This is a genomic window from Thermomonospora curvata DSM 43183, from assembly GCF_000024385.1.
GTDB classification, from domain to species: Bacteria; Actinomycetota; Actinomycetes; order Streptosporangiales; family Streptosporangiaceae; genus Thermomonospora; species Thermomonospora curvata.
Map to the genome: position 1 here is coordinate 1,598,809 of NC_013510.1, position 25,690 is coordinate 1,624,498.

General features: G+C 68.2%; 23 protein-coding genes. 18 read left to right on the forward strand and 5 right to left on the reverse strand.

Annotation, left to right across the window (positions count from 1 at the left end; genetic code table 11):
- Positions 1–20: 20 nt before the first annotated feature.
- The 6 genes from TCUR_RS24750 (at position 21) to TCUR_RS06930 (ending at position 11,194) form a co-directional block, all read left to right on the forward strand.
- Positions 21–3,707, forward strand: a complete 3,687-nt coding sequence (locus TCUR_RS24750) for a CHAT domain-containing protein (protein WP_012851767.1) — start codon at positions 21–23, stop codon at positions 3,705–3,707.
- A 22-nt stretch (positions 3,708–3,729) separates the two neighbouring features.
- Positions 3,730–5,346, forward strand: a complete 1,617-nt coding sequence (locus tag TCUR_RS06905; RefSeq protein ID WP_012851768.1) for an Hsp70 family protein — start codon at positions 3,730–3,732, stop codon at positions 5,344–5,346.
- 15 nt (positions 5,347–5,361) lie between these two features.
- Positions 5,362–6,021 carry a hypothetical protein gene (locus TCUR_RS06910; protein WP_012851769.1) on the forward strand — a complete coding sequence of 220 codons (660 nt, stop codon included), beginning with the start codon at positions 5,362–5,364 and terminating at the stop codon, positions 6,019–6,021.
- A gap of 5 nt (positions 6,022–6,026) precedes the next feature.
- The gene (locus TCUR_RS06915; protein WP_012851770.1) at positions 6,027–6,707 is read left to right on the forward strand and encodes an RES family NAD+ phosphorylase; all 681 of its coding nucleotides are present in this window, start codon (positions 6,027–6,029) and stop codon (positions 6,705–6,707) included.
- Between the two features lie 1,385 nt (positions 6,708–8,092).
- On the forward strand, positions 8,093–10,219 hold the full coding sequence (locus TCUR_RS06920; RefSeq protein ID WP_012851771.1) for a UvrD-helicase domain-containing protein: 2,127 nt from the start codon (positions 8,093–8,095) through the stop codon (positions 10,217–10,219).
- 228 nt (positions 10,220–10,447) lie between these two features.
- Positions 10,448–11,194: a serine/threonine protein kinase gene (locus tag TCUR_RS06930; RefSeq protein ID WP_012851772.1), complete on the forward strand. Its 747-nt coding sequence runs from the start codon at positions 10,448–10,450 to the stop codon at positions 11,192–11,194.
- 23 nt (positions 11,195–11,217) lie between these two features.
- On the opposite strand, the gene TCUR_RS27840 is transcribed toward TCUR_RS06930, so the two are convergent.
- Positions 11,218–11,580: a type I restriction-modification system subunit M N-terminal domain-containing protein gene (locus TCUR_RS27840; protein WP_245537001.1), complete on the reverse strand. Its 363-nt coding sequence runs from the start codon at positions 11,578–11,580 to the stop codon at positions 11,218–11,220.
- Entirely contained in the window at positions 11,477–13,573 is a 2,097-nt protein-coding gene (locus TCUR_RS06935; RefSeq protein ID WP_012851773.1) for an N-6 DNA methylase, read from the reverse strand. Before TCUR_RS06935 ends, TCUR_RS27840 begins: the two co-directional genes overlap by 104 nt.
- A 259-nt stretch (positions 13,574–13,832) precedes the next feature.
- On the opposite strand from TCUR_RS06935, the gene TCUR_RS06940 reads away from it, so the two are divergent.
- The 3 genes from TCUR_RS06940 to TCUR_RS06950 all read left to right on the forward strand — a co-directional run bounded on the left by TCUR_RS06940 (position 13,833) and on the right by TCUR_RS06950 (position 16,218).
- Positions 13,833–14,369: a hypothetical protein gene (locus tag TCUR_RS06940; RefSeq protein WP_012851774.1), complete on the forward strand. Its 537-nt coding sequence runs from the start codon at positions 13,833–13,835 to the stop codon at positions 14,367–14,369.
- Between the two features lie 158 nt (positions 14,370–14,527).
- Positions 14,528–15,007, forward strand: a complete 480-nt coding sequence (locus TCUR_RS06945) for a PASTA domain-containing protein (protein WP_041439375.1) — start codon at positions 14,528–14,530, stop codon at positions 15,005–15,007.
- Between the two features lie 623 nt (positions 15,008–15,630).
- Positions 15,631–16,218, forward strand: a complete 588-nt coding sequence (locus tag TCUR_RS06950) for a DUF4352 domain-containing protein (RefSeq protein ID WP_012851776.1) — start codon at positions 15,631–15,633, stop codon at positions 16,216–16,218.
- Between the two features lie 518 nt (positions 16,219–16,736).
- On the opposite strand, the gene TCUR_RS28485 is transcribed toward TCUR_RS06950, so the two are convergent.
- The 3 genes from TCUR_RS28485 to TCUR_RS06960 form a co-directional block, all read right to left on the reverse strand.
- Positions 16,737–16,865: a DUF397 domain-containing protein gene (locus TCUR_RS28485; protein ID WP_083789794.1), complete on the reverse strand. Its 129-nt coding sequence runs from the start codon at positions 16,863–16,865 to the stop codon at positions 16,737–16,739.
- A 278-nt stretch (positions 16,866–17,143) separates the two neighbouring features.
- Positions 17,144–17,344 (reverse strand): DUF397 domain-containing protein, encoded by a 201-nt coding sequence (locus tag TCUR_RS06955; protein ID WP_012851777.1) that lies wholly within the window; start codon positions 17,342–17,344, stop codon positions 17,144–17,146.
- A complete protein-coding gene (locus tag TCUR_RS06960; protein WP_041441147.1) occupies positions 17,332–18,123 on the reverse strand; it encodes a helix-turn-helix domain-containing protein in 792 nt (263 codons plus the stop codon). Before TCUR_RS06960 ends, TCUR_RS06955 begins: the two co-directional genes overlap by 13 nt.
- A 460-nt stretch (positions 18,124–18,583) precedes the next feature.
- Between TCUR_RS06960 and TCUR_RS26945 the strand changes: the two genes are divergently transcribed.
- From TCUR_RS26945 to TCUR_RS28590, 9 genes are all read left to right on the forward strand, one after another.
- Positions 18,584–18,742 (forward strand): hypothetical protein, encoded by a 159-nt coding sequence (locus TCUR_RS26945; RefSeq protein WP_169313003.1) that lies wholly within the window; start codon positions 18,584–18,586, stop codon positions 18,740–18,742.
- 61 nt (positions 18,743–18,803) lie between these two features.
- Positions 18,804–19,259, forward strand: coding sequence for an ATP-binding protein (locus TCUR_RS06965; protein WP_012851780.1), 456 nt, complete (start codon positions 18,804–18,806; stop codon positions 19,257–19,259).
- A gap of 117 nt (positions 19,260–19,376) precedes the next feature.
- A complete protein-coding gene (locus TCUR_RS06970) occupies positions 19,377–19,574 on the forward strand; it encodes a hypothetical protein (protein ID WP_041439377.1) in 198 nt (65 codons plus the stop codon).
- Between the two features lie 390 nt (positions 19,575–19,964).
- On the forward strand, positions 19,965–20,114 hold the full coding sequence (locus TCUR_RS26950) for a hypothetical protein (protein ID WP_169313004.1): 150 nt from the start codon (positions 19,965–19,967) through the stop codon (positions 20,112–20,114).
- A gap of 247 nt (positions 20,115–20,361) precedes the next feature.
- Positions 20,362–21,036 carry a YbaB/EbfC family nucleoid-associated protein gene (locus TCUR_RS06980; protein ID WP_169313005.1) on the forward strand — a complete coding sequence of 225 codons (675 nt, stop codon included), beginning with the start codon at positions 20,362–20,364 and terminating at the stop codon, positions 21,034–21,036.
- A 4-nt stretch (positions 21,037–21,040) separates the two neighbouring features.
- Complete coding sequence (locus TCUR_RS06985) at positions 21,041–21,367, forward strand: hypothetical protein (RefSeq protein WP_012851784.1); 327 nt, start codon at positions 21,041–21,043, stop codon at positions 21,365–21,367.
- A gap of 14 nt (positions 21,368–21,381) precedes the next feature.
- Positions 21,382–21,876: a WXG100-like domain-containing protein gene (locus tag TCUR_RS06990; RefSeq protein ID WP_012851785.1), complete on the forward strand. Its 495-nt coding sequence runs from the start codon at positions 21,382–21,384 to the stop codon at positions 21,874–21,876.
- On the forward strand, positions 21,866–25,459 hold the full coding sequence (locus TCUR_RS06995) for a DUF6531 domain-containing protein (RefSeq protein ID WP_012851786.1): 3,594 nt from the start codon (positions 21,866–21,868) through the stop codon (positions 25,457–25,459). Before TCUR_RS06990 ends, TCUR_RS06995 begins: the two co-directional genes overlap by 11 nt.
- A complete protein-coding gene (locus TCUR_RS28590; protein WP_353745281.1) occupies positions 25,456–25,668 on the forward strand; it encodes a hypothetical protein in 213 nt (70 codons plus the stop codon). The genes TCUR_RS06995 and TCUR_RS28590 overlap by 4 nt, the downstream gene beginning before the upstream one ends.
- Positions 25,669–25,690 lie beyond the last annotated feature (22 nt).

The following is a 25,690-nucleotide window of genomic DNA, read 5'->3' on the forward strand; positions in this document are numbered from 1 at the left end:
GAAGCAAGGGGGGCGCACCGATGACGCAGGACGCGATGGAGCGGTTCGAAGAACTGGTGCGGCGTGGACAGGAGCTGCTGGAACGCTATGAGGCCCACGGGGATGAGGCGGCCCGTGACGAAGCCATCGCCTGCTACCGCAAAGCCGATGAGGAACTACAGCTTCCGGACGAACTCCATGTGGCGCTGGCCTGGAGCCTGCTGACGCCGCTCCTGACCCGTGGCGAGGCGCGCGGGGACGCAGACGACCTGATGGCCGTGCTCAGATACGGCGCCCGCTGCCTGGAGGCGATAGACGAAGATCCCAGCCGTGCCGCGGTGCTTTGCCATATAGGGATCGCTCATCTGCTGTTGGCGGAGCATCGACCGGAGCGCAAGGGGGAGGAGCTGCAGCAGGCGGTCGAGTCGCTGCGGCAGGCGCTCGCCGGAGCCGGCGATGACGATCTCATGCGCGGCATGGCGGCATCCCGCCTGGCGGTCGCGTTCGCCTGTTGGGTGTTGCACGACTTGGCCGTCTCCGACAAAGCGGCGAGATTGAAAGTAGCCGACCGGATGGATGAAGCCGTCGGCATGCTGACCGAAGCCGAGCGCGACATGCGGCCCGATGACGGGTTCCGCGTGATGGTGCGCCATTGCAAGGCCTGCACACAGGCCATCAAATTTTTGCTCCATGGCGGTTCGGACGACGAATACGAAGCGGCGAAGGCGGCTTGCCAGGAGGTTCTCGAAATCGCCGAAGAGGGTACGGATCCAGCGAACACCGCGCATATTTTCCTGGCTTTTCTGCTGTTCTTCGAATCGCTCCCCGGTGAGCTGCGCCAGCGCTTCATCCGGTCTGATTGGAACAGTATCGCAGACCTTATGCAGGAGCGTCCTGAGCATCTGATCGCGAAGCTTGAGCACTCTCCCGGCGAAATAGGCCGGGCGATGCTGGATCACCTCAATCAGGTGACAGGGACCGCCATGGTGGATCCGAAGCGAGAGCTGCTCTCCTCGGTGCGGGAAATGGCGACCATGTTGACCGGGCCAGAGGCGGTGGCGCTCGAACTGTCCGGCGGATCCTTTCTGAGCGTCCAGGGCGCCGACCTGATCGAGTCGCTCGAACGCGCTTTGACCGAGCTTCCCGACGGCCATGAAACGCGTGCCGTTCTCCTGAGTGCGATGGGCCTGAAGGTGATCATCAAAAGCTATCCCGCCCAACGGCTGGAAAGGCTCCGGGAACTGCTTTTGGAAAAGATCGAGCGTCCTTGCGCGGATGCGGCCGATGCGGCGGCCGAGCGTTTCCTGCTTAGGGCGGTGGACGGCCTGAGAGTCCTGCACGACCCGGACGCCGGGACTCTGAATTCGGTGATCACGCAGATCATGCAGGCGGCCGACACGCTCCCACCGGGCCATTTGGTGCGCCTCCACATGCTGTGGGCTTTGTCCACCCTGCTGCAGGGGTACCACAACCGGCGCGGCGGAATCGAGTACCTGGAGGCCGCGCAACGCTATGCCGACATGGCGCGGGAGGAGACCCGGGGCGCCGGGGAGGACGCCGAGAAACTGCAGAGCGTGATGGATGCCCTGTGCGTTGATCTTTCGCTGGGCAGGTTCTCTAAAGAGATCGATACAGGACAGATAGACACGATAATCGAACGCCAGGAGCAGGTGCTCTCCCAGGGCTCGTTCGGCACCGAACAGCAGCGTGATCGTATACGGGAGCATCTTGCGGAGCTGCAGGAGCATCGAGCACTTTACTCGAATTTCAACAATCCGTTCGCAGCCGGAGGGGGACACTCTGAAACAGAGTCCTTGACAGGGGTTCCCCAGATACTCAGCGGGCTTCGGCTCCGCAATCTTGCCCTGTTTGATGCCGGAATGGCTGCAATGGAGAAAAAATACAAAGACGTCGATATGAGCGGGCACTGGATGGACTGGCGGATGATTCAAGGGTCCTTCCGATACATGCGCTACCGAATCACCGGTGACCGCACTGATCTCGATGTCGCGATCCATGACTTGGAACAGCTCCGCCGGGACCTGGAGGAGAACCCCTATGGCGCCCACTCCAGGGCGACGCTCCTGCTCACTTTGGCCCACGCCTACCACGAGCGCGGCGACCGGAATCTTGGCGACCAGGACAAAGCCATCGAGATCGCGACCGCCGAGTTGCATGAACGCGCCGTCGACGTCCTGCTGCAGAGCAATGTGGGGCACGCCTTTGAGTCCGCCCGGGACGCCGCCGGAGAGGCGACCCTCTTCGCACGCTGGTGCGTCGCCGCGGAGCGGCTGGAAAAGGCGGTCGAAATGCTGGAGCGGGGCCGTGCCATGGTCCTGCACGCGGCGACCGCCGACACCGGCATCCCCAGCCTGCTGCGCCGGGCGGGGCACTTTGAACTGGCAGAGGAGTGGGAGAACACCCGAGCCGGCACCGATGCCATGCCAGGGGGCGCTGGATCGCCGGTCGGCTCCCGCGAGACGCCCCTGCTCGGAGACCTGCGATACCGAGTGGTGCATGCGCTCGCGGGCTCGGAGGCGGAGCAGCGGCTGTTCACCCCGCCCGGCGTACGGCAGATCGGTGAGGCGCTGCGCGCCTGCGGCGCGGCGGCGCTGGTGTACCTGGTGCCCCAGGACGAAAGCGGCAGTGGATTCGCCGTCATCGTCGAACCCGACGGGCGGGTGAGGAAACTGCCGCTGTTCTGGTTGAGCACCACACCGGGCAGCCCGGTGGCCGACTTCGCCGCGGCCCTGCGCGACCGGCAGCAGGCCGAGCCGGACACTCCGGAGTGGGAACGGGCCCACCGGCGCTGGCGGTCCGCCCTCGCCGAGCTGTGCGAGTGGGCATGGCCGGCCGCGATGGAGAGGATTTTTACTGCGATCGGAGCCGACCCGGCGCAGCGGCCTCGGCTGGTGCTGGTCCCGGCCGGCGCGCTCAGTCTCGTCCCCTGGCACGCCGCCCGGCGCAAGGTCGCCGACGGCCGGTGGCGCTACGCCTGCCAGGACGCGGTCTTGTCCTATGCGGCCTCCGCCCGGCAGTTCCTTGAGGCCCACAGCCGTCCCCCCCGCGATCTGCGCAGCGAGGCGGTGCTGGTCCGCACGCCGGGCGGTCTGCTGTGGGCGTCCAAGGAGGTCCGCGACCTGCACGCCCGCCATTACCCGGACGGGCTGCTGCTGGGGGACCGGCGCGACCGTCCGGCCACCCCCGACGACGTGCTCGCCCACCTGCCCCGGCGGGGGTCGCTCGGGGCGTCCCTGCTGCATCTGGGCTGCCACGCCAAGGCGGCCGAACGTCCGGTGGACTCCTATCTGCAGCTGGCGCGCGGCAGGCGGCTGGCCATGGCCGACATCCTGGAGCAGGCCCGTGACCGGCCCCGCGACGGCGCGGGCGGGCTGGTGGTGCTGGCGGCCTGTGCCAGCGACCTGACCGGCCGGGACCACGATGAGGCGCTGACCTTGGCGACCGCGTTCCTGGCCGCCGGCGCCACCGGTGTGGTCGGCACCCGCTGGCCGGTCGACGACCTGCCCACGGCCCTGTTCATGACCATGTTCCACCACTGCCTCAACGCCGGATACCCCGATCCGGCGGCCGCGCTGCGCGCCGCCCAGCTGTGGATGCTCGACCCCCGCCGCTCCCTGCCGGTGGCGACGGACATGGCCGAGGAGATGGACCGGGTCGACCTGACCGCCGTGGAGCACTGGGCGGCGTTCACCTACCAGGGCCGGTGACGTGCGCGGAAGGCAGGGCCGGATGACCCCTTTCGGAATCGACCTGGGCACCACCAACAGCTGCATCGCCTATGTCGACGAGTCGGGACGGCCCGTGGTGGTGAAGAACGCGCTCGGGGAGGAGACCACCCCTTCGGCCGTCTACTTCGAACGGGCGGGCCATGCGGTGATCGGCAGCGCGGCCAGGAACTCCGCGCTGCTGGCCCCCCATCTGGTGGTCCAGTCCATCAAGCGGCAGATGGGCCGGCCGGATGCGGAGTACACCTTTCACGGCGAGCGGTTCACCCCCGAGAAGATCTCCGCCCTGCTGCTTCGCCGGCTGGCGGTGGACGCCGAGCGGCAGACCGCCGGGCCGGTCCGGGACGTGGTGATCACCGTCCCGGCCTACTTCGGTGTGGCCGAGCGCGAGGCCACCCGCAGAGCGGGACGGATCGCCGGGCTGAACGTCGTGGACCTGCTCGACGAACCCGTCGCCGCGGCTTTGTCCCGCTTGAGGCGGCAGCCGGTGCCGGGAGTGCGGCATCTGCTGGTCTACGACCTGGGCGGAGGGACGTTCGACACCACGGTGATCGAAGCCTCCGGCCAGGACATCAGGGTGGTCTGCACCGACGGCGATCTGCGGCTCGGCGGCACCGACTGGGACGAGCGGATCATCGCCTTCCTCACCGCCGCCTTCACCGAGCAGACCGGGCTCGACCCCACCGCCGACGAGCACTTCATGCAGGAAGTGCGGATCACCGCCGAGCAACTGAAGAAGGAACTGAGCAGCACCGTGAGCCGGCACCGGAATCTGCGCTTCGCCGGGGCGGTCGCCCGGGTGGAGCTCAGCCGGCAGCGCCTTGAGGAGCTGACCGCGGACCTGCTCGACCGCACCATGGAGATCACCGCGCGGACCGTCGAGAAGGCCCGGGCCGCCGGGGTCGACCGGATCGACGAGGTCCTCCTGGTGGGCGGGATGACCAAGATGCCGGTGATCGCCGAACGCCTGGAGGAGCTGCTGGGCCTGCGGCCCCACCGGCACGAACGCGACCTGGCGGTCGCCCGGGGCGCCGCGTTGTTCGCCCTGACCCGGCAGGCCCGCACCGCCGGCGGGCGGAGCGACGGAGGCGCCGAAGAGGTGGCCGACCGGTTGGGGATCACCGCTGCCGAGGGCGACGCGCTGGTGGCCAGACGGGTCGCCGGCGTCCTCCCCCCGGGGCATCGGGACGAAGACCGTCGACCCCAAGGATCCGCGGGCGATGACCGATCCGCTGCGGGCGCGAAGCTACATCCTCCCTCTGCTCCCGGCGGGCACCCCGCTGCCGACCAGCACCGGTCCGATCACCATCGCCACAGGTCTGGACAACCAGCCCGCGGTCGAGATCGAGATCTGGGAACAGAAGAGTCCGGACAGCTCGATCGAACCGGCCGACAACACCCTGGTGGGCTACGGCCTGCTTCACGGCTTGCCCCCGGGGCTGCCGAGGGGCACTCCCCTCCAGCTCGAGATCTCCATGGACGAGACCGGTCTGCTGACCGTGCACGCCAAAGAACCGATGTCGGGCAGGGAGATGCGGTTCGAGCTGCGGATCGGCGGCATGGACGCCGACGCCGTGGAGGCCGCCCGCGCGTCCGTGGCCGCTACCGGACGACCTTGTGAAGCGGAGGTGATGAGGTGGGATTGCGACAAGCCATGACCGTGCTCACCCAGCAGTGGGAGGACATCGTCTCCCGGCTGCCGGACGATGAGCGCGCCGAGCTGACCGGGCTGGCCCGCGAACTGGCGGCGCAAAGCGACCCCGAGACCGCCGCCGAGATCGCCGAGGAGATCGCCGACCTGCTCCGCTCCCACCTGCCGGTCGACCATCCCTTCCGGCAGGCCCTGCGGGAGGGCGGCGACCGGTGGGCGAGCACGGCGCAGACGGACTTTTGGCCCCAGCTGTCCGAAACGCTGTGGGCGCGGCTGATCGACCTCCAACCGACCCCGGAGCAGATCGCCGCCCAAATCATCGAGCGGCTGCTGGCGGCACCCGCCCTGGACGCCGAACAGGTGCGGGCACAGGGCATCGACCCCGCCGACTCCGACCTCATCCGGCTGAACCGCGCCGACGGCACCCCCCAATGGCCCGCCTTCCAGTTCAGCGACGCCGGTGCGCACCTGGACGTGATACGGGAGGTCAACCGGATCCTCGACGCGGCCGACGACCCCTTCGGGGTGGCCGACTGGTGGCTGGGGGAGAACGGATGGCTCGGCGGCGTACCGGCCCGGTTGCTGGGGGACATCGAGGCTGAAGAGCTAATCGCCGCTGCCCGCGCCGATGTGGCGGAGGTGTGACGCCCATGCCTCCTGCCACCCCTCCCGAGCACTACTGCCCCACCCCGTACCTGTACACGCTGCCCGCCGGCAGCCGGCTGTGGCGGGTGCACAAGAAGGAAAGGAAACCCACCGACTTCAACCCCAGGCCGGCCCGCATCAAGAGAGAAGGCGGCCGGTTCGACGGCACCACCGCCGACCCCTACCCCTACTACTACGCCGCCTTGGACGCCGATGTCGCGCTGGTCGAGACTTTTCTGCGCGACCTTCCCTTCACCCACGAAGGGAACCGACTCATCGTGCAGAAGAAGGTCCGCGGTCGCCGCATCAGCGCCGTCGAGACCACCATGGACCTGAGCCTGGTGGATCTGCTGTCAGGGGAGGCATTGGCGGCGGTGGCCCAGGACACCTGGCTGATCCATGCCCTGCCCGAGCACTACCACCTCACCCGCCAGTGGGCGAGCTGGATCCGAGAGCACGCCCCGCAGGCCCAGGGCATGATCTGGCCGTCCAAGCGCGAGGGCGCCCAACCGGCCCTCGTGCTATTCGGTGACGAGGGCCGCTGCCCGCCCGATGCCTTGCGCGTCGTCCCGGACGCCGGAGCGGACTTCGACGACCCGGCCGGGTTCGCCTGGCTCAACGAACGACTCGCTCCCTACCGCGCCCATGTCATGCCCCCTGCCTCCGGCCTGCCCTCAGCTTCATGACGACCGGGGGCATCTCCGGCGCCGGCCCGCCGTAGGGACGGTTCTCTACGGCGGGCCGTGCCCGGGCAGTCTCCGCGTGGACCGCAGGCCTGTGTATGTCTCCTCTCCTGCCCGAAACCCGCCCGCGCTTCCGGCCTTTCAGGACCCGGTTCCCCTTCACCCTCGTAGAGAGACAGACCCGATTGAGGTAGGCGTCGATGGCCTGCTTCACCGGGCTGCCCTCGCTCAAGTGTGATGAGAGCGTCTTCAGAAGTCGGCGGCTTTCGGGAGCGGCGGGGCCGAGGTTGATCGCCTAGTGCTCCAGCGCCTCTCCAAGCACCTGAGAGACGGTGTCAGTGCCGATCCGGTCGTCGATGGCGCAGGCCGGCAGCGGCCAGTCGCAGACGGCGGATACGGCGAACTCGATGAGATCGCCGGTACCGAAGCAGACATGACAACCTTCGCCCTCGTTCCAGTGAACCTTTTCAACACGCGGTCTCGGGCGGCTGAGATGGAGGCCTCGGTGGCACACGGTGCCGTGCCATCGCAGGGCACGGCCTCCTCCCCGGCTGCGACGTACCCGTACTGAGCTGCTGAAACGGCGTGTTGAAGAAGGTTCAGTGGGGCCAGGCGGCGTTCAGGCAGGGCCTGATCCGGCCCACCCGGTCGCGCCTGGGCCGCCAGCGGTGGGTTCGTAGGAGGAGCCGGCGATGCAACGGTCGAGACGGAACCCTGATTCCGCTTTGTCGGGATCGACCGGGACCACCGTCCAACCCTCCTCGGTCCTGGCAGTCAGATGATGGACACCGTTGATCGTCACCTGCACGGTCGCGAGCCCTTCATAGCAGCTCACCATAAGGGTCGCGAGCAGGGGGCGCACTGTCTCGGCCGCATGGCGGCCCGGCAGCGGCTCGAACCGAGATACGACCGGTCGGGTCGTCCGGATCGGTCCGGATAAGGAAATGTGCGATGCAGCGCGCCGAAGCCGGCGGATGAAGGCGCTACTCGGCGAGGGGCAGTACGAAGGGCCAGGCTTTTGAGCCGGTCGGGGTTCAAACACCTCGGTGGCCGTGCAGCTCCTTCAGTCGGCACTGGATGCCGCCTGGACGACGATTCACAGGCGGTCTCGGCGTTCGATCACCGATCGCGCTGAGCGGATCGGTAGCGTTCGGGCCTCCATAGGAACTCGATCAGCCGGAGCAGGAGAAGCAGTCACGGATCGGTTCGAGGGCGGCACGAGGCTGGCGGCGTCCCACCGGGACGTGCTGAGGGCATCGGCTCTCTCACGTCCGTGGACAGCAGAGGTGGTGTGAACAGATGAAAACATAACTTTCCACCGTGAACACTGTCATTGTGAAGTAAAGTGACGCTGCATCGTCCACGTTCCAGCTCCGCCGGAGGACGCCTTGCCGCAACTCGCCTTCGCCAACGGGTTCTTCGAGGAGTACGAGCGTCTGGAGAAGCCGGTCAGGCGGGGCGTGCGGGAGGCGATGGCCAAGTTCCAAAAGCTCAGCCAGGCCGAGCTCGCCGCCGACAAAGGGCTGCGGCTGGAGGCGCTGCAGAACGCCCGGGACCGGCGGATCCGCACCATCCGCATCAACGACTTCTGGCGCGGCGTCGTCCTGGCACCCGACGACGGCAGCGGCACCTACCTGCTGCTGAAGGTGCTGCCGCACGACAAGGCGATCGAATGGGCCCGCAAACGGGTCGTCACCGTCAACTCCGTCACCCGTGGGCTGGAGATCCGCAACGTCGAGGCGATCGAGCAGCTCACCCCGATCTTCCAGCAGGCCGCCGACCGGGCCCCCAAGCTGCTGTTCACCGACCACTCGGACGCCGTGCTGCGCGACCTGGGCATCGACGAGGACGTGCTCCCGGCCGTCCGCACCATCATCGACCTCGACCAGCTCCAGGCCTTCTCCAAGCTCTTCCCCGAAGACCAGTACGAGGTGCTGTGGTGGCTGGCCCAGGGCTTCACCCCCCAGGAGGTGTGGAACCAGGTCGTGGCGGTCCGCCGTCCCGCCGACGCGCCGGCCGAAAGCGGCACCGAGGACCTGGCCACTGCGATCGCCAACACCCCCAGCCGGATCGCGCTCGTCTCCGGCCCCGAGGAGCTGGAGGACATCCTCACCAAGCCGTTCAGCGCCTGGCGGATCTTCCTGCACCCCTCCCAGCGGCGCATCGCCTACAAACCCAGTTACGCCGGCCCCGCCCAGGTCTCCGGCGGACCCGGCACCGGCAAGACCGTGGTGGCGCTGCACCGGGTCAAGCACCTGCTGAGCCTCCCCGGCGACGGTCGGATCCTGCTCACCACGTTCACCAACGCCCTGGCCGACTCGCTGCGGGAGAACCTGGCGCTGCTGGTGGACGACGAGCAGGCCCTGCAGCGGGTGGACGTCACCACCGTCAACGCCCTGGCCATGCAGGTGGTGGCCGAGCACGGGCCGGTGCCCCAGCTGGTGTCCGAGAACGACTACCACTCCCGCAAACGCTGGCAGAAGATCGCCAAGTCGCTCGGCCTGCCGTGGAACGAGCACTTCCTGATGCTGGAGTACCGCCACGTCATCCTCGCCCAGGGCATCACCTCCCTGGAGGAGTACCTGCGGGCCTCCCGCGCCGGACGGGGAGTGGCGCTGCGCGCCGCCCAGCGGGAACAGGTGTGGCGGGCCGTCGCCGAGTTCGAACGGCAACTGGCCGCCGACGGCCGCTGCACCCACCTGCAGCTATGCCTGCGGGCGGCCGAGCTGCTGGCCGCCGACGGCCCCCGCTACCGGCATGTGGTGGTGGACGAGGCCCAGGACCTGCACCCGGCGCAGTGGCGGGTGCTGCGCAACGCCGTCGCCGAGCAAAGCGATGACCTGTTCATCGCCGGTGACCCCCACCAGCGCATCTACGACACCCGGGTGTCGCTGCGCTCCCTCGGCATCAACGTCTCCGGCCGGTCGGCGCGGCTGCGCCTCAACTACCGCAGCACCCAGGAGATCCTCACCTGGGCGGCGGGCATCATGACCGGAGAGCGCGTCGAAGCCCTGGACGAGGGCATCGACACGTTGGCCGACTACCGTTCCCGACTGCGCGGCAGCCGGCCCGTCCTGGTCTCCGCCGGCACCCAGCCGGAGGAGCTGGACGCCCTGGTCGAGAAGGTTCGCCAGTGGCTGGAGGCGGGGGTTGAGCCGTCCGACATCGCGGTGGCCGCCCGGTTCCGCGAGTTCGGCAGCCGCGCCGCCGACCGCCTCAAGGACGCCGGCATCCCGGTGGTGCTGCTCAAAGACGGCCCCGACCCCTCGGCGGAAGGCGTGCGGATCGCCACCATGCACGCGATGAAAGGCCTGGAGTTCCGCTGCGTGGCCGTCATCGGCGTCACCGAACGAGCCCTGCCCTTGCAGGCCGCCGTCACCCCCGCCGAGATCGACCGCGTCCAGCACGAGATCGACATGCTCGCCGAACGCTCTCTGCTCTTCGTCGCCTGCACCCGCGCCCGCGAAGAGCTTTACGTCTCCTGGCACGGCACCCCCAGCCCGCTGCTGCCCTGACGGCGCGCACTCCGCGGAGGCCGGGCTCGCAGGCCTCGACTGATCATGGTTGGCTTCTTCCTCGAAGAAACGGTGGCGAGGGCTTGCTCTCCAGGAGGGGCGTGCACCGCTGCGGATCTGCTGTACTTCCGCAAGGAGCCGGTCCCTTGGAAAGAGGCGGCGACCATCGCCGAACGCCTGCCGTCGAGGCGGCGGGTTCGGGAGGCACGGGGGAGGACCCTCCGAAGCGTGCACAGCGACCTGTACTCGCTGGGATGCGTGCTGCACGAACTGCTCACCGGCAGGCGGCCGTTCTCCGGCGCCACGGTGTTCGCCTTGGCCCGCCAGCACGAGGAGCTCGAGTCCACCCTGCTGCGGGAGCTACGGCCCGACGCCGACCCCGCCCTGGAACGCCTGGTGCTGGACCTGCTGGAAAACGTCCCGACCGCCGCTCCGCCCACCGAGACCCCGCCGCCGGACAAGAACAGGCCGCAGCAGGCCGCCGATCTGCTGTCCCGCCAGGTCGAAAAGTCCGGATGCTCCCTTGGCTTCGACCACGCGCGGACGCTGGATGTGCGGCTGGAACTGGCCGACGTGTTGTGCGAGGGCGGCGAGTACCAGCGGGCCGCCTCCGCCTACCAAGGTCTGGTGGGCGACCTGGCCGCCTGCCACGGCCGGGATTCCGAGCCGGTGCTGCGCTGCCGGTTGCAGGAAGCCACCTGCCATGCCGTGCTCGGCGAGACCGGAGTGGCGCTGCGGGAGATGGAGGCACTGCTGGCCGACCAGCGCCGTATCCTCGGCGAGGACGACGAACGCACCCTGGATCTGCGCCGCCAGATCGGCATGCTGCACATGGGCGCGGGCGACACCGCCCAGGCCCACCGCGTCCTATCAGACCTGCTGACCGACATCGAACACCTGCACGGCCCCAGCCACTCCTTGGCCGAGGGAGTCCACAACCTCCTCAGTGACCTGTCCGGCGACTCCGGGTGGTGACTGGGACGGGTTCCTGCACGCCCCTATAGATGGGTGCTACGCCTGGAGGTGGACCCCGTTGCCGCAGGGAGGGTGTGACCCAGCAGCCGCAACACGGTGAACGGCAAGATCACCTTGCCGTAGTCGGATTGTCTGTAGTCGCCGCGCAGCAGATCTGCAACGGGCCAGGCGTGGTTGGTCAGCTCTGTGTGCTTGCTGGTGTTCAGGGGTTCCTTGCTGAGGGCTTCGGCAGGTGGGGCGATGACTGTCAGTCTGGTGAACGCACCGGGCAGGCGATGGTGGTCATGCGGGATCGTCACCCGGCGGCAGCAGCGCTCCAGAGGTGAGGCCCTCCGCCAGCAGCTCCGCGGCCTCCTCGGCCGCCTCCCCGGCCTGCCGGGCCGCACTTCGCAGTTCGTGCAGCCGCCGGAAGGCGCGGCCGTAGCGGCGCTGCTCCTCCAGCGGCAGCAGCGGCACCCGCAACCGGCGGGCGTCCAGTTGCAGGGACGAGCTGCCGGGGGCGACACGGCCGATGTTGCCGGGGGCGGTGAGGAAACCGGCCAGGAACCACGGGTCCAGCCGGGCGGGGTCCGGGCGGAGCAGGCGCACGTGCAGGCCCAGCAGGCACCCGGCGTCCTTCTCGTCGGCCACCCGGGCGACCGGCCGGCCGGACCCGAGCACCCCGGGCAGCAGCACATCACCGACCTCGATCACCACCGGGTCGGACGAGTGCAGCTCGGCGGGGTCGCCGCCGGCCCGGCGTCCGGCGATCAGGTCCGCTCCGGTGAGCACGGCCCGTCCGGCGTGCTCGGCCGGGACGCGGGCGTCCGGGGAGGTGTGGACGGTGCGGTGCAGGGTGAGGGCGCCGCCGCGCCTGAGGTCGGCGACCGTGGCGGTGCGCCAGGTGCGCGCTTGCTCGCCCGCCGCCGGCCACTGGCCCGGCGCGCCCGCTTCGGCCAGTGCCCCGGTCGCCGTGGCCAGGCGTTCCACTGCGCGGGCGGCCCGGCGGGCGGTGGCGGCTGGGTCAGCCTGTGGCGCGGTGCGGACGTGGCGGGCGGGGGTGAGGTCCACGAACTCGTCCAGCAGCTCGATGGCGGCCACGGCCCGCGCCCGGCCCGGCTCGGCCGGGAAACCCGCCGGGTTCTCGCAGAACGCCCGCCAGGCGGACAGCACGGCAGTGCTCAGCGCCTCCCAGTCGATGGGGCCGCGCCGTTCCCGGCCGCTCTCCGGCACGGCGGCCGTATCGACGAACAGCACCGCCTCCGGTGGCCCGGCCTTCGGGTCGGGGCGCTGCAGCACCCACACGTGCAGGCCGATGTGCAGCGGGACGGCTGCCCCGGGCGGCAGCGCGATCACCGCTCGCACTGCGCCGCCGCGCAGCAGCGCCCCCCGCACCCGGCGGCCGGAGGAGCGGGCGGCGACGGCGGGTGGCAGCAGCATCACGGCCAGGCCGCCGGGCTCCAGATGCGCCAGGGCGTGCTGTACCCAGGCCAGTTCGGATTCGGCGCGCGCGGGCAGCCCGTAGGCCCAGCGCGGGTCGTAGGCCAGCTCGTCGTGCCCCCAGTCGCGGTCCCCGTACGGCGGGTTGCACAGCACGCCGTCCACCGTGACGCCGGAGAAGGCATCGGCGCGCAGGCTGTCCCCTTCGCGTACCGTCACCTCCGCCTCGGGTGCGGCCAATAGCAGCCGTACGGTGCTGCGCCGTGCCTGCACCGGCAGGCTGTCTTGACCGGCCAGGAACGTGGCGCCGTGCCGGGCCGCGGCGGCCAGCAGCGTTCCGCCGCCGCAGGCCGGGTCCAGCACGCGCGCCGGGTAGGGGCCGCCGCTCGGCTTGAGAAGGCGGGCCATCAGGTCGGCCAGCTTTGGGGGAGTGCCGTAGGTGCCGCCGGAGGTGCTGTCCTCCAGCTCCCGTTCGGCCAGCACGTCCAAGGCCGTCTGCGCGCCTTCGTCCCGCACGCACTGCAGCAGCGCGCGCAGGACGTCTGCCTCTTCGGTGCGGTAGCCGACCTCCTCCGCACCGGGCAGCGCTCCCGCCAGCCGGTGCACCGCGTCCGTCACCTGGGAGGCCATGTCCGCATCGGGCAGCCCGCCCAGCTCTGTGAGGTCGCCGTCCGCAAGCCGGGCGGCGGCGAGCACCAGCGGCAGCAGCCGTGCCGTGTCACCGCCGTGCGCGCGCAGCGTGGTGCGCAGCTCCTCGATGGGATTGGCCGCGGACGCATGGCCGCGCGCCTTCAACCAGGCCCGCACGGCGTCCAGGTCGTACAGCGGGCTGGCCTCGGTACCGCCGACCGGGGCCGGGAAGTCGGCATGCCGGCGACGCCAGTTGCTGACCGTGGCGCGCGTGACCCCGGCGATCCGGGAGATCTCGGCGGCGGTCACCTGGGCGGGTGGCTTCGACATGACCTTCCTGACCTCGGGAGTGGGGCTGCCTGGAGGGCACTATACACCGCTGTCAACGACAGTGAGCATCATGAATTGATTTGACAGTGCTTTCATGAGAATGTCAGCCTGATGGGGCTTCCAGCATCGGGGGCTTGCCGGGGCGGGACGACACCCGGAGCCGGTCCCTCGGACGTGAAAGGCGATTGACGGGCCGAGACCCGCCCTCGACAAGGCAGAAGCCATCACCGAACGGCGAGCATGAGTGGGAGAGCCGACCATGAACTCCGACATCGCCGAGCGGCGCGCCCGTCCCGGCGGAAAGCCGGCCCGCAAGCCGTGGTGGCGCTACCGGCGGGTCCTGGTGTCAGGGGGCCTGGGTCTGATCCTGTTCGGCGTCCTGGTGGTTGACGAGGTGCGCAACTCCACCCCGCAGCCGATCCCCCTCACCGGCACGCTCACTCTGAAGGGAGGAAGCAAAGCCTTCTCGGGGGCGCGGGACTCCTTCTCTTCCTCCTGCGAGGGCATCGGGGGATATGCCGACATCACGAGGGGCGCCCAGGTCGTCGTGCGCGATCCCGAGGGGAGGACCATCGCCGTCGGCGCTCTCGGCCCCGGTAAGACACAGGACGTCACTGAGTACAAGCAGTACAACGGCGGCACGGTCCGGTACGCCTGGAGCTGCGTCTTCCCCTTCGAGATTCCCGAGGTTCCCTGGCACGACTTCTACAGCGTCGAGGTCACCCACCGCGGCCAGGTCACGTTCACCCAGGCCCAGGTGCTGCTCGGCGAAGTGCATCTGAGCCTCGGCAACTAGGACCGGCGCATCTCGGGCGGCATCCCATCGCCGGTCGCGACGTCCTCGCAGGTCCGTTCACTGATCCAGCAGAACTTCGGAGTGTCGTCATGCACGCGCAGCCTCCTTCGTCCACTCCCCGACCGCCGCTGGGACAGCCCGGATACCCGCAGCTCGGGGTGCCGCCCAAGCGCTCGGCGACGATCACGGTGCGGCGCGGCGTCGCCGTCTTCGCTCTCGGCCTGACCGCCTTCGTCTCCTGCGGGATCGGCGGTGCCGTCACTGCCGGTGACACCCAGCAGGCAGGTTCGGCGTCCGGGGCGAGCGCCGAGCCGAAGCCCCGCGTCACCGTCACGGTCACGAAGACCGTCACCGCCGCGCCCCAGAAGGACGGCGCAGGCTCCGCCCGGCCCGCCGCCGGCGATGAGGATGACAGGGTCGAGCTGCCCGATGTCGTCGGCAAGAACGGCGCCATCGCCCGCGACATCCTCGAGCGGGCCGGGTTCAAGAACATCGACTATTCCTCGGCCGACCCGAACGGCGCCAGCGTGGTGCTTCTGCCGGTGAACTGGCGGGTCGTCAAGCAGGAGCCCGCCGCGGGCAAGAAGGTGGACCCCACGGCCCTGGTCGTGCTGACCGTGGTCAAGGCGTCGAGCTGACGGCGACCAGCGCCGAGGGCCTTCCTGCCTGCCGGACGAGGGGAGATGCCGGCGAAGGCGGCTCGTCCGGCGACCGCTTCAAGGAAGACGGGCAAGGCGTGAGTGACGAGCTGCCCGCTTGCCACCGGGAGGGGAGAGACGCCGCCCGGCGGAGCGGCGGACATGACCTGTCCGGCGGCCGTCTCAGGGAGGTCGCGAGTGACAAGCCATCTCCCTTGTCAATAGAAGAAAAGGCTATGAAGTGATTTGACAGTGCTTTCATTGCTATGTCACTCTTGTTGTGCTTCCAGTGCTGGAAGCCTGTCGGGCGGGACGATTCCCGGCGCCGGTCCCTCGGGTGGGAGGTGAGGGCAGGGCCGTGGTCCCGCCCTTCGCGACGCGGCGGAAGCCGTCACCGGGTGGTGAGAACAGACAGGAGATGACCATGAGCGCCGCCCCGCCCCAGCGGGGAGCCGGCCCGCGGGCACGGTGACGGGTTCTGGTCTTCCGAGGGCCTGGACCTGAGTTCGGCCGGTGTCTTGCCAGGCGGCACCGGCCACCTGTGCGGCCTCGTCCGCCTCCGCGTCGAGAACGTCCGCGATCTGGTCGCCGAGTCCGGTTGATGTAGTGGGGGGATTCAGTTCATGCCTGAAGTGAGTGAACGCCTGCTCCGCCGTGCGGTGAAGTGCGTCGTCGCCGGGGCGGCCGTGGTGCTGGTCGCCGCCTGCGGGTCACAGGAGGAGGCGAGGCGGGCGGCCCCCGCTCCGGCCAGACCGATCCAGGAGATCGGCGGAGTCTACGACGCCTCCCCGACCCCCGCCCCCTTCCCGAACCCCACGCTCCCGCAAGTACAGGTCGGGGAGACGGGACGAGCAGGGGACCTGGAACTCTCAGTAGAGGAGGCCAAGGCCGCGACCACGGCGCGGAAGCTGTTCAGCGGCGTGCACCGCGCCCAGGGCAGGTTCGTGATCGTCCCGGTGACGATGAAGAACCTCGGCAAGGAGCCCTTCTCCATGCTGGAGTTCATGGAGGCGACGCTGACGGACGTCTCCGGGGCGACCTACAACCAGGCCCGGGAGGTGGCGAGCGACCAGAGCATCCGCGGCACCTCCAACTTCAACTGGGAGATCAACCCCTCCAGTAAGGGCAAGGTCGTGCTCGTCTTCGACCTGCCGAAGGAGGTTCAGCCGAGCTTCATCACCGTCGAGGGCATCGCCACCATTCGTTTCTGAGGACCCGGCCGCCGAAGCAGCGGCGTCGCTTCCGGAGGAGTCGGCCCTTGGGAAAGAGGCGGCGCCCACCGCCGAACGCCTGCCGTCGAGGCGGCAGGTTCGGAAGGCGCGGGGAGGAGCCTCCGGACTGGTGAAACCCTCGCGCTCTCATCCTGGCCGTCCGCTGCGGCAGGGGAACTTTCGGGTCAGGCCCGAAGGCAACGCCAGGTCGTTTCGGCGGTCCGGCCGAGGTGGGGTGTCCTGCCGAAGACGGTGAGCGCGATGTGCTTGCGGGCCTGCTCGCCGATGGGTCGGCGCTGGGGATGTTCGTCTCTTCTGAGGCCTCTGTGACCGCCATCGGGACGAGGCGGCCGGGAGCGCCTGAGGGGCGCGGCCTTGGCCGGCTCCGGGTGAGGGCGCTCGGGACGCGAACGCCCCCCGGCAGGGGTGCCGGGGGGGCGTTCCGTCACAGCGATCAGCACTCTGTTTGCCGGACTTGATGCCGGCCGACAGAGTGCTGAACGCCTCGAGCGAGATCTTCAGGATTCCGCCGTCCGGGTTCTGGAGTCTCGCACGGCCACCTTGTGTGCGGTGCGTGCCGGCTCAAGGCACACTCCGCCGTTAGTAGCGCTGTGAGCAGACTTACGCCACTTCAGCCCATGGGCCATCGCCCTCCTGTTCTCTAGGCGGACGTTATCGGCGTTCGCTCGGCGCAGTGGCTGTACTTGCTGGACTTGGGTATCCGTCAACAGCGCGCAGGGGCGTCGTAGGTAAGCCGTAGTGCTTCTCTGCTCCCGGGGGGCGAAGTCTCGAAGAGCTGCTTTGGGTAGGGCGTATGCCGGTTCAACGCGGGTTTCTCCGCTGTGGCTGTGTTTCCGCTGAACCGGGTAAACGCTCAGTGTTCTTCGGAGCCTTTCGGGGGTACCGCCGGCGGTTGTTCTCTTAGTCAGTGGCGGTGGTCGTACTTGCCGGACTTGATGTCCGACAGGAAAGCGCCGAACGCCTCCGGGGAGAACTTGAGGATCGCGCCGTGAGGGTTCTTGGAGTCCCGGGCGGCCACTTCGCGGGGGGTGCGGGCCAGCTCGACACAGTCCGCTCCGCCGTTGCCACTGTGGCTGGACTTACGCCAGTGCATCACGTTGCCCATCTCTCAACCGCCTTTGCCAGTAGCGCAACCGATTGCTTCACTGGGAGGGCTTCCGCGCGGAGTGTTTCCCAGATGCGCTTTATGGTAGCCACGTCCTCTGGGTGTTCCAGTACGTCGCCGCTGAATGCGTCGTCCACGTAGGCGTACTCGTTGCCGTTCATCGCGGCGATGGCGAAGCCTCCGGCCAGGCCGGGGTAGGCTCCGACCTCTTGTGAGACGATCTGGATCCTCACATTGGGCTGCTCGCTGCGCTCCAGCACCTTGACGAGCTGATCGTGCATCGTCTTGGCGCCGCCTATCGGGCGGTACAGAAGCGTCTCGTCGAGGATGGCGACGAACATGAGGGAGTGCTCAGGGGTGAGGACCTTCTGCCGATCCAGACGCACCTGCACCTGCTCTTCCACGTCGCCGGTCTGCCTGCCGGAGTTGGTGAAGACGGCGCGGGCGTACTCCTCGGTCTGGAGCAGGCCGGGGATGAGGAGCGGCTGGTACCACAGCATTGACGTCGCTCCTTCTTCGATCTCCCGCCAGCGCCCCATGTACTCCGGGAGCGGCTCGTTCTGAACGAGATCTTCCCGCATCCGGGTGAAGAGACCGCCGGTCCCCAGGATGCCCTCGACCCTCGTCAGGTGGTCGGGGTGCGGAATGCGCCGTCCCGACTCCCAGGCGCGCACCAGCGATTCAGAAACGAATACAGATTGTGCAAGTTCGACCCTGCTTATCCCTTTTGCCTCGCGTGCCCGTCTTATCTCTCGGGCGAGGAACAGCCGGGGCGTCATGCGGCTCGTTGCCATTGAACGCACTCCCTCGTACACATCGATCGGGGGGCTCATCGTTGCGGGGTGCAGGTGTTTCGCGCCCCCAAGGATAGGTCGCATCGCCACTCTTGAGGAGCAGGATTTCAAAGCTCGTGACGAGAAGTCAGAGGAAATGATCATTTCTGGCGATGCGACGCGCTCTCACTGCACTCGCCGGTGCCCGAACCGGACCATTCCGGCCGCCTATCCCGCGCACCTCGCCCACCCATTCGGCCCTGCTGTCCGGCCTGCACCCCACCGGCCGCAGCCCCTGACAGCGCCTCTCGCCCCTTCACCGGAAAACCCGCCTTGCCCAGACGCTTTGCCTGCTCTCCGCCCGGCCCCCGCTCCGTCTCGCCCGCCGTTCCTCCCGGCTCACCCGACCCCGGCCCCACCCGACACCGGCGACCACGCCGCCGAACGCGCCGTCTTCGTCCGCTATTTGAAAGCCGTCATCAACGTCTACGCCCCCTGGACCACCTCTCCGGTGGTCAACGACCGGGAACGCCGCTTCGCCCACGCCCGCATCACCAAGGCCCAAGACCTCCTGAACCGTCTCCCCGACCGGCACCCATCCGACGGCCCCCGGCCTCCCCGCTGATCACAAGCCCGTGCCGCCGCGGCCTCCCACGGCCTGATCCGCCCATCCGGAAAGGAGTCCCATGCCACTGCCCGCCGTCCTCCCCGTCCCCGTCGAGCCCATCCCGTCCATGTACTGGCGGCGCTCCTTCCCCGGCCGGGCCGGTCAGGTCCGCGCCGCCAGAGCCTTCGCCGCCTGCCTGCTGGCCGACTTCCCACCCCTGGACGACGTCCTGCTGGTGCTGGACGAACTGGCCGTCAACGCGTTGCGCCACACCCGCTCCGGCCTGCCCGGCGGCCGCTTCATCGTGGAAGTCCGCCGCGACTGCACCGGCGTGACCGTCTCCGTCACCGACCAAGGCGGCCCCACCGACCCGCGCGTCCGCCGCGTCACCGACGCCTCCGACCCGTCCTCCCTGGCCGAGTCCGGCCGCGGCCTCCTCACCGTCGAGGCCTTGGCCACCGCTTGGTCCTGGACCGGCACCCGCGCCTCCCGCACCGTCCACGCCGCCTTCGCCGCCCCGGACGCCCGCTGCTGAGAACATGCGGCGGCGCCGCGGGACCTGGGACGATCCCTGCCCGCTGCCGGCACGGTCCCTGCGGCACCGAATTCCGCCCCGCCCCGCCGGATCCTCGCCACTGCCAGCGAAGAGGGAATGGTGTGGCTGTGGGACATCGAGGCCCGTCAGGCCGTCGCCGCTCTCACCCACCGAGGCGGACTGGGGAGATGGATCAGAAAACGCTTCCACGACTTCTTCCTCCCGAGCACCTCGGTGGTGTTCAGCCCGGACGGCCGGCTGCTGGCCACCGCGAGCCAGAACCGCATTGTGCGGATATGGCAGATCGAAGTCTGAAGGCCGGCGAACCGGGGCGGGGAAGCCTTGGATGGTCGTCTGATGTGGGACTCGCGGCCTGGGGCCTGAACCGGCGTGAGATCCGCGGAGGGGGACGAGCCTGCCGCCGGCAGGTGGCGCTGGTGCTGCAGGCGGGGTGCCGACGGGGTTGAGGGCGACCGCGGTCACGACGCCCGTCCCGTGCGGGGCGAGCTCAGGCAACGAGGTGGGCGAAGCGCCTCCGGGAGAACCCCGCTTCGGTCTTTTCGTCCTGAGCCGCTTTCGGAGGGGGGCGGTCTGGGCGGCGAGGCGTTCGGAGGGGAGGGGGAGGGTTTGCGGGCCAAGGGAGTGAGTCTGCTGCGGGAGGCCGCGCAGCGGGCATGGGCGGCCGGTGACGCGAAGGAAAGGAACTTGGTACTCGAGGACGTCGCCAAGGTCATGGCGCTTTATGACGCCGCCGAGGCCGCCCACCACCACCTGGCCGCGGCCGAACGGATGGCCCGCAGCATCACCGAGCGCCCAGATCAGGCCACGCACTCGTCCCGGGCCGTCCTTTTCTGACTATGACCTGATCTGAAAAGTGCCGATGCGCAACGAATAAGGGGCGGATGTGCGGACGGTGCACTCCACCGAGATATGGACGTCCGAAATTCATTTCCGCCGTCATAACCCTGTCTGAGCCACCCACTAAGGTTTTTAGGCGGATATGCCAGGAAAGGGGGATTGGGTTGTGGTCGCGGATGCGTCGTCCGCTGGAGAAGCCCCCCGGCAGGGGCACGGCGCTGATCCTGAGGGCAGGGTGCGCGCGGTGGCGGAGCAGGCCCGGGTGAAGACGCTGCGGATTCAGCCGCGGGCGATGGCGCTGCCTCCCGATGAGCTGGCCGAATGCGCCCGGACGGCGGTGAACGAGGCGTTGGCGGACCTGCGCTCTGCGATGCCTTCGGATGCCGGCCCGGGGGTGGATCCGGCCGCGGCGCTCGAGTACCTGAACCAGGTCCAAGTGGAGGGCCTGCGGACCCTGGAGCTGGTGACCGGGGCGTTGGAGCAGGCCATGGCCCAGATCCGGCAGACCGCCGCGGCACACGGCACCCCTGCACCCCACGGCCTGCACAGGATCGTGGAGGAGGTCCAGCAGACGCTGGCGGCGGTGTCCCGTCCTCCCCAAGAAGCCCCCGACGACCTGGAGGGGACGGCAGAGGCCGCGCAAGGCCGGGTGCGAGCGGTGGCCGAACCCGGCGGCCGAATCCGGTCACTGACCGTGCAGGCGCGGGCAATGCGCTCGCCGTCCCAGGAATTGGCCGAACACATCGTCACCGCGGTCAATAACGCACTGGACGACCTGCAGGCCAAAACCCGACGCGAAACCGAAATCGTGGAAATCGACCAGCGGCGGCTGGATGAACTGCGCGAGTCGGCCATGCGTCAGAGCGCCGAGTTCATGCGTTCGGTCAGCGACATGATCAACTCGATTCAGCCGAGGTGAGACCGTGGGGCGGGAACTGCAGACGCGCACCGGCACGCTGCGAAGCGCCGGCGAGCAGCTCCGCCAGGCCGGGCAACAACTCGACGCCGACTACAAGGCGCTGCTCGCCCAAGTGCAAGGGCTGGGCGGGGTGTTCGGCGAAGACATGATCAGCGCCCTGATCAAAGCCTCCTATGAGTCGGCCGTGGACGTGGCCACCGACTGCTTCACCTCAGCCGCCGAAGGCTATGCCGACTTCGGCGCCGGACTGCTGAAGATGGCCGGCCACCTGGACGACACCGAGGCCGAAAACGTCTCCGGCATCAATCGGCTCGGCAACCAGGCGCTCTGAGAGGACGACGGCAAGTGGGGCTGGTACTTCCCGCACAGCTCGCCGGGCTGCTGGAGGAGCTCGGCTACATGTGGCCCAACACCGATGAGGTCAAGCTGTTCCAGATGGGCCAGGCCTGGATGGAGCACGGCGGCAAGGTCTCCACCGTCGTCCAGCAGGCCGACCAGGCCGTGCAGACCGCGCTGTCGGCCAACCGGGGCCAGGGCGTGGAGGCGTTCCAGGCCAAATGGAACGCCGAAGACTCCGCCCACCAGGTCGCCCAGGACGGCGTCACCGGCGCCCGCGTGATCGGCGCGGCGCTGTTGGCCTGCGCAGCGATCGTCATCGCCTTGAAGATCACAGTGATCATCCAGCTGACGATCCTGCTGATCCAGATCATCCAGGCCATCGCCGCCTCGGTGGCCACCTTCGGCGCCTCCCTGGCCTGGATCCCGGTGGCCAAGAAGCTGGCCGACATGGCCATCAACTTCGCCATCAGCCGGGCGATGGAGGCCATCCTTGGCTCCTAAGGGCGGCGGGGCGGCGGCCCGGGCGGTCACCGGCATCGTCGGCAAGGCCGCCGCCCGGGTCATGTCCCGCATCGCCGGCAAAGCCACCCGCGCCGGTGTCCGCCGGAGCGGCCGGCAGAGCGCCCGCCAGGCGAGCCGACTCGGAAACCGCCTCCGCAACCTGCGCAACCGCCTCACCGGGCGCCGCAACGCTGCGGGTGGCGACACCACCAAACCCCTCGACGGCCGCCACGCGACCAAGGACCCGATCGACGTCGCCAGCGGTGAGGTCTTCCTCAACCAGATCGATCTCGAACTGCCGGGTGTGCTGCCGCTGGTGCTGGAGCGCACCCATGTCTCCTCGTTCCGGACGGGCCGGTGGTTCGGGCCGGGCTGGTCCTCCACGCTCGATCAGCGGCTGGAGGTGGACAATCTCGGGGTCTGCCTGGTCACCACCGAGGGCCGGATCCTGACCTATCCGATCGGGGTGTACGGGCAGCCGGTCTGGCCGCTGAAAGGCGAGCGCTGGCCGCTGATCATCGACGGCGACTCCTACACCGTCCACCAGCCGCAGACCGGCACCACGTTGCACTTCGCCCCCCAGCCGAACGCCGGCATCCCGGGCGAGGCGGTCGCCGTGCTGCCGATCAAGGCGATCAGCGACCGCAACGGCAACCGCATCGACTTCGACTACGACGGCCAGGGCGCCTTGGTGCGCATCCGCCACTCCGGCGGTTATGTCATCGACGTCGATACCGACGACGGTCTCATCACCGCTTTGCGGATGGGGGAGACCGCCCTCAAGACGTTCGACTACGACGAGGCGGCCAACCTCACCGAGGTGGCCGGTCCCACGGGAGCGCCGACCCGGTTCGACTACGACGAGGCCGGCCGCCTGACCCGCTGGACCGACACCAACGGCAACTGGTACGCCTACACCTACGACGAGCGGGGCCGTGCCATACGGGGCACCGGCTCGGGCGGCTACCTCAACGTCGCCCTCGAATACCACGACGACCGCACGGTTTTGACCGACTCCCTCGGTCACCGCACCGTCTACCACTTCAACGAACGGCGCCAGCTCGTCGCCGAGACCAACCCCCTTGGGGCGGTCACCCGCTATGAATGGGACGACAACGATCGGCTGCTGACGGTCACCGACCCGCTGGGACGCACCGTCCGCTACACCTACGACGAATTCAGCAACATCACCTCCATCACCCGTCCTGACGGTGCCGTCACCACCATCACCTACAACGATCAGTGCCGCCCGACACAGATCGTCGAATTCGACGGCGCCATCTGGAACTCCACCTACGACGAGCGAGGAAATCTCCTCACCCAAACCGATCCCACTGGCGCCGTCATTCGCTGCACCTACGATGAGCGGGGCGCGCTGACCTCTGTCACCGATCCCGCCGGTGGCACCACCCGTATCGAGTGCAATCCGGCTGGCCTGCCCATCGCCGTCACCAACTCACGCGGTGGCGTAACCCGCTACCGGTACAACCCACTCGGCCGGATCACTGAGCTGGTCGATCCCATCGGCGGTGTTTCCACCTTCACGTGGACACCCGACGGCAGGCTCACTTCCCGCACTACCCCTGATGGGGCGAGCGAACACTGGTCTTATGACCATGAGGGAAACCTGGTCGAGTACACCCGGCCCACCGGGCAGACCACCCGGTGGGAAATCGGCCCCTTTGATCAGCCGATCGCCTGGATCGGACCGGACGGGGGCCGTCTGGAATTTGCGTACGACACCGAGCTCCGGCTGACCTCCGTCACCAATCCCCAGGGGTTGGTGTGGCGCTACGCCTACGACGTCGCCGGCAACCTCATCTCCGAGACCGACTTCAACGGCCGCGTCGTACATTACGCCTACGACGCAGCCGGCCAGCTCACCACCTATACCAACGGTGCGGGGCAAGTCACCGCCTTCACCCGTGATGTCCTGGGCGCCATCGTCCGCAAGGACGCCGGCGGCGAGATCACTACCTTCACCTATGACCGTGCCGGACGGCTGGTACGGGCCGTTAACACCCACGCCGACCTGCGCCTGGAACGCGATCTGCTGGGCCGGGTCACCGCCGAGATCTGCAACGGCCGCGTTCTGAGGTGGACTTATGACGAGGTGGGGAACCGGGTTCGCCGCCGCACTCCCTCCGGAGCCGAGAGCGTCTGGACCTACGACCCGGCGGGCCTGCCGCTCAGCCTGACCACCGCCGGCCAGGTCATCACCTTCGAACATGACGCGGCAGGCCGCGAAGTCCGCCGCCGGATCGGCACCGGGGTCATCCTCGACCAACAGTGGGACGCCGTCCACCGCCTGACCTCCCAAGCCCTCTGGGGCGCCCCCGCCTCCCCAACGGCTCAGCCCAGGCTGCTGCAGCACCGCACCTACTCCTACCGGCCCGACGATTACCCGATCGCCATCACCGATCGACTGTCGGGACATCGCGCTTTTGAACTGGACGCTGTCGGACGCATCACCGCCGTTCAGGGGCAGGGAGGGAACGAGCGGTACACCTACGACAGCGCGGGCAACATCATCCACGCCCTCTGGCCCACCGACGGCGACCCTTCTGCTCTTTCAGCCGATGCCGCCGGTGAACGCAGCTATACAGGGGTCCGCATTCGCCGTGCCGGTCGCATTCACTATGAATACGACGCCCAGGGCAGAGTGGTGCTGCGCCGCCACGCCCGCCTGTCTTCAAAGCCGCTGATCTGGCGCTTTTACTGGAACGCCGAGGACCGGCTCACCTCTGTCCAGACACCCGACGGGCACTGGTGGCGCTATCTTTACGACCCTCTCGGCCGGCGTATCGCCAAACAGCATCTCGCTCCCGACGGGAAGACCCTCCTGGAACAGATCGACTTCATCTGGGAGGGGCCCTCGATCGCCGAACAGATCCATTACGCATGGTCGGCGGGGCAACTCTCTGCAGACCATGTCACCACCTGGGACTATGAGCCCGGGACTTTCCAGCCTCTTACTCAAAGTGAGCACATCACCTCCGGTGCTTCCCAGCACGGAAGGGCGGTTCGCCGTTTCCATGCGATCATTGCAGATCTCGTCGGAACTCCCGTCGAACTGGTCGCTCCCGACGGGAGCATTTCCTGGCGATCCCACGCCGCCGTATGGGGGGCTCCTTACGTTTCCCGGGCGGATCAGATCAGCTGTCCTCTTGGTTTCCCAGGGCAGTACTATGATTCTGAGACCGGCCTTTACTTCAACTATTTCCGTTACTATTCTCCCTTTGATGGCCGGTATCTCAGCCCGGATCCCTTGGGGCTGAGCCCTCAGCCCAACCCTTATATCTATGTCATTAATCCGTTTGTCTGGGCGGATCCTTTCGGGCTCTATCCTCACCGGCAAGGAAAGGAGCCTCGTTATGGCTCACACGAGCTGAGTCGAAAAGTTATAGATTACCGTGTTGAAAACCCAAATGTATTGCCGAAGCAAAATGTTGCTCTCTATCGGGTTGAGGTGCCAGGTGAGAGGCCGGGTGAGACGATTGTGCGGGATCTTTTTTTGCGAATGAGCGGCGGGGGAAGCATTCCGAGAAAATTGCTGATGAATATCTTACTGCGCATGGTATAGACCCTAGTTGGGTAAAGGCGATCTACTCGGAGAGAAATTTTTGTACTACCCCAGGCCATGAATGTGCAGGACTTGTGAGGAAGTATGCTAATGCCGAACTTTACTGGACTTTCGACCGTTATGAGGAAGGGTATGCGCCAAGTATTATCCGCAAGGCGGTAACTGATGCTTTTATGAGTAGGAAGCGGGTATCGTCTAACTTCAGCTAAGGATTTCTCTGTCAGTCGATTT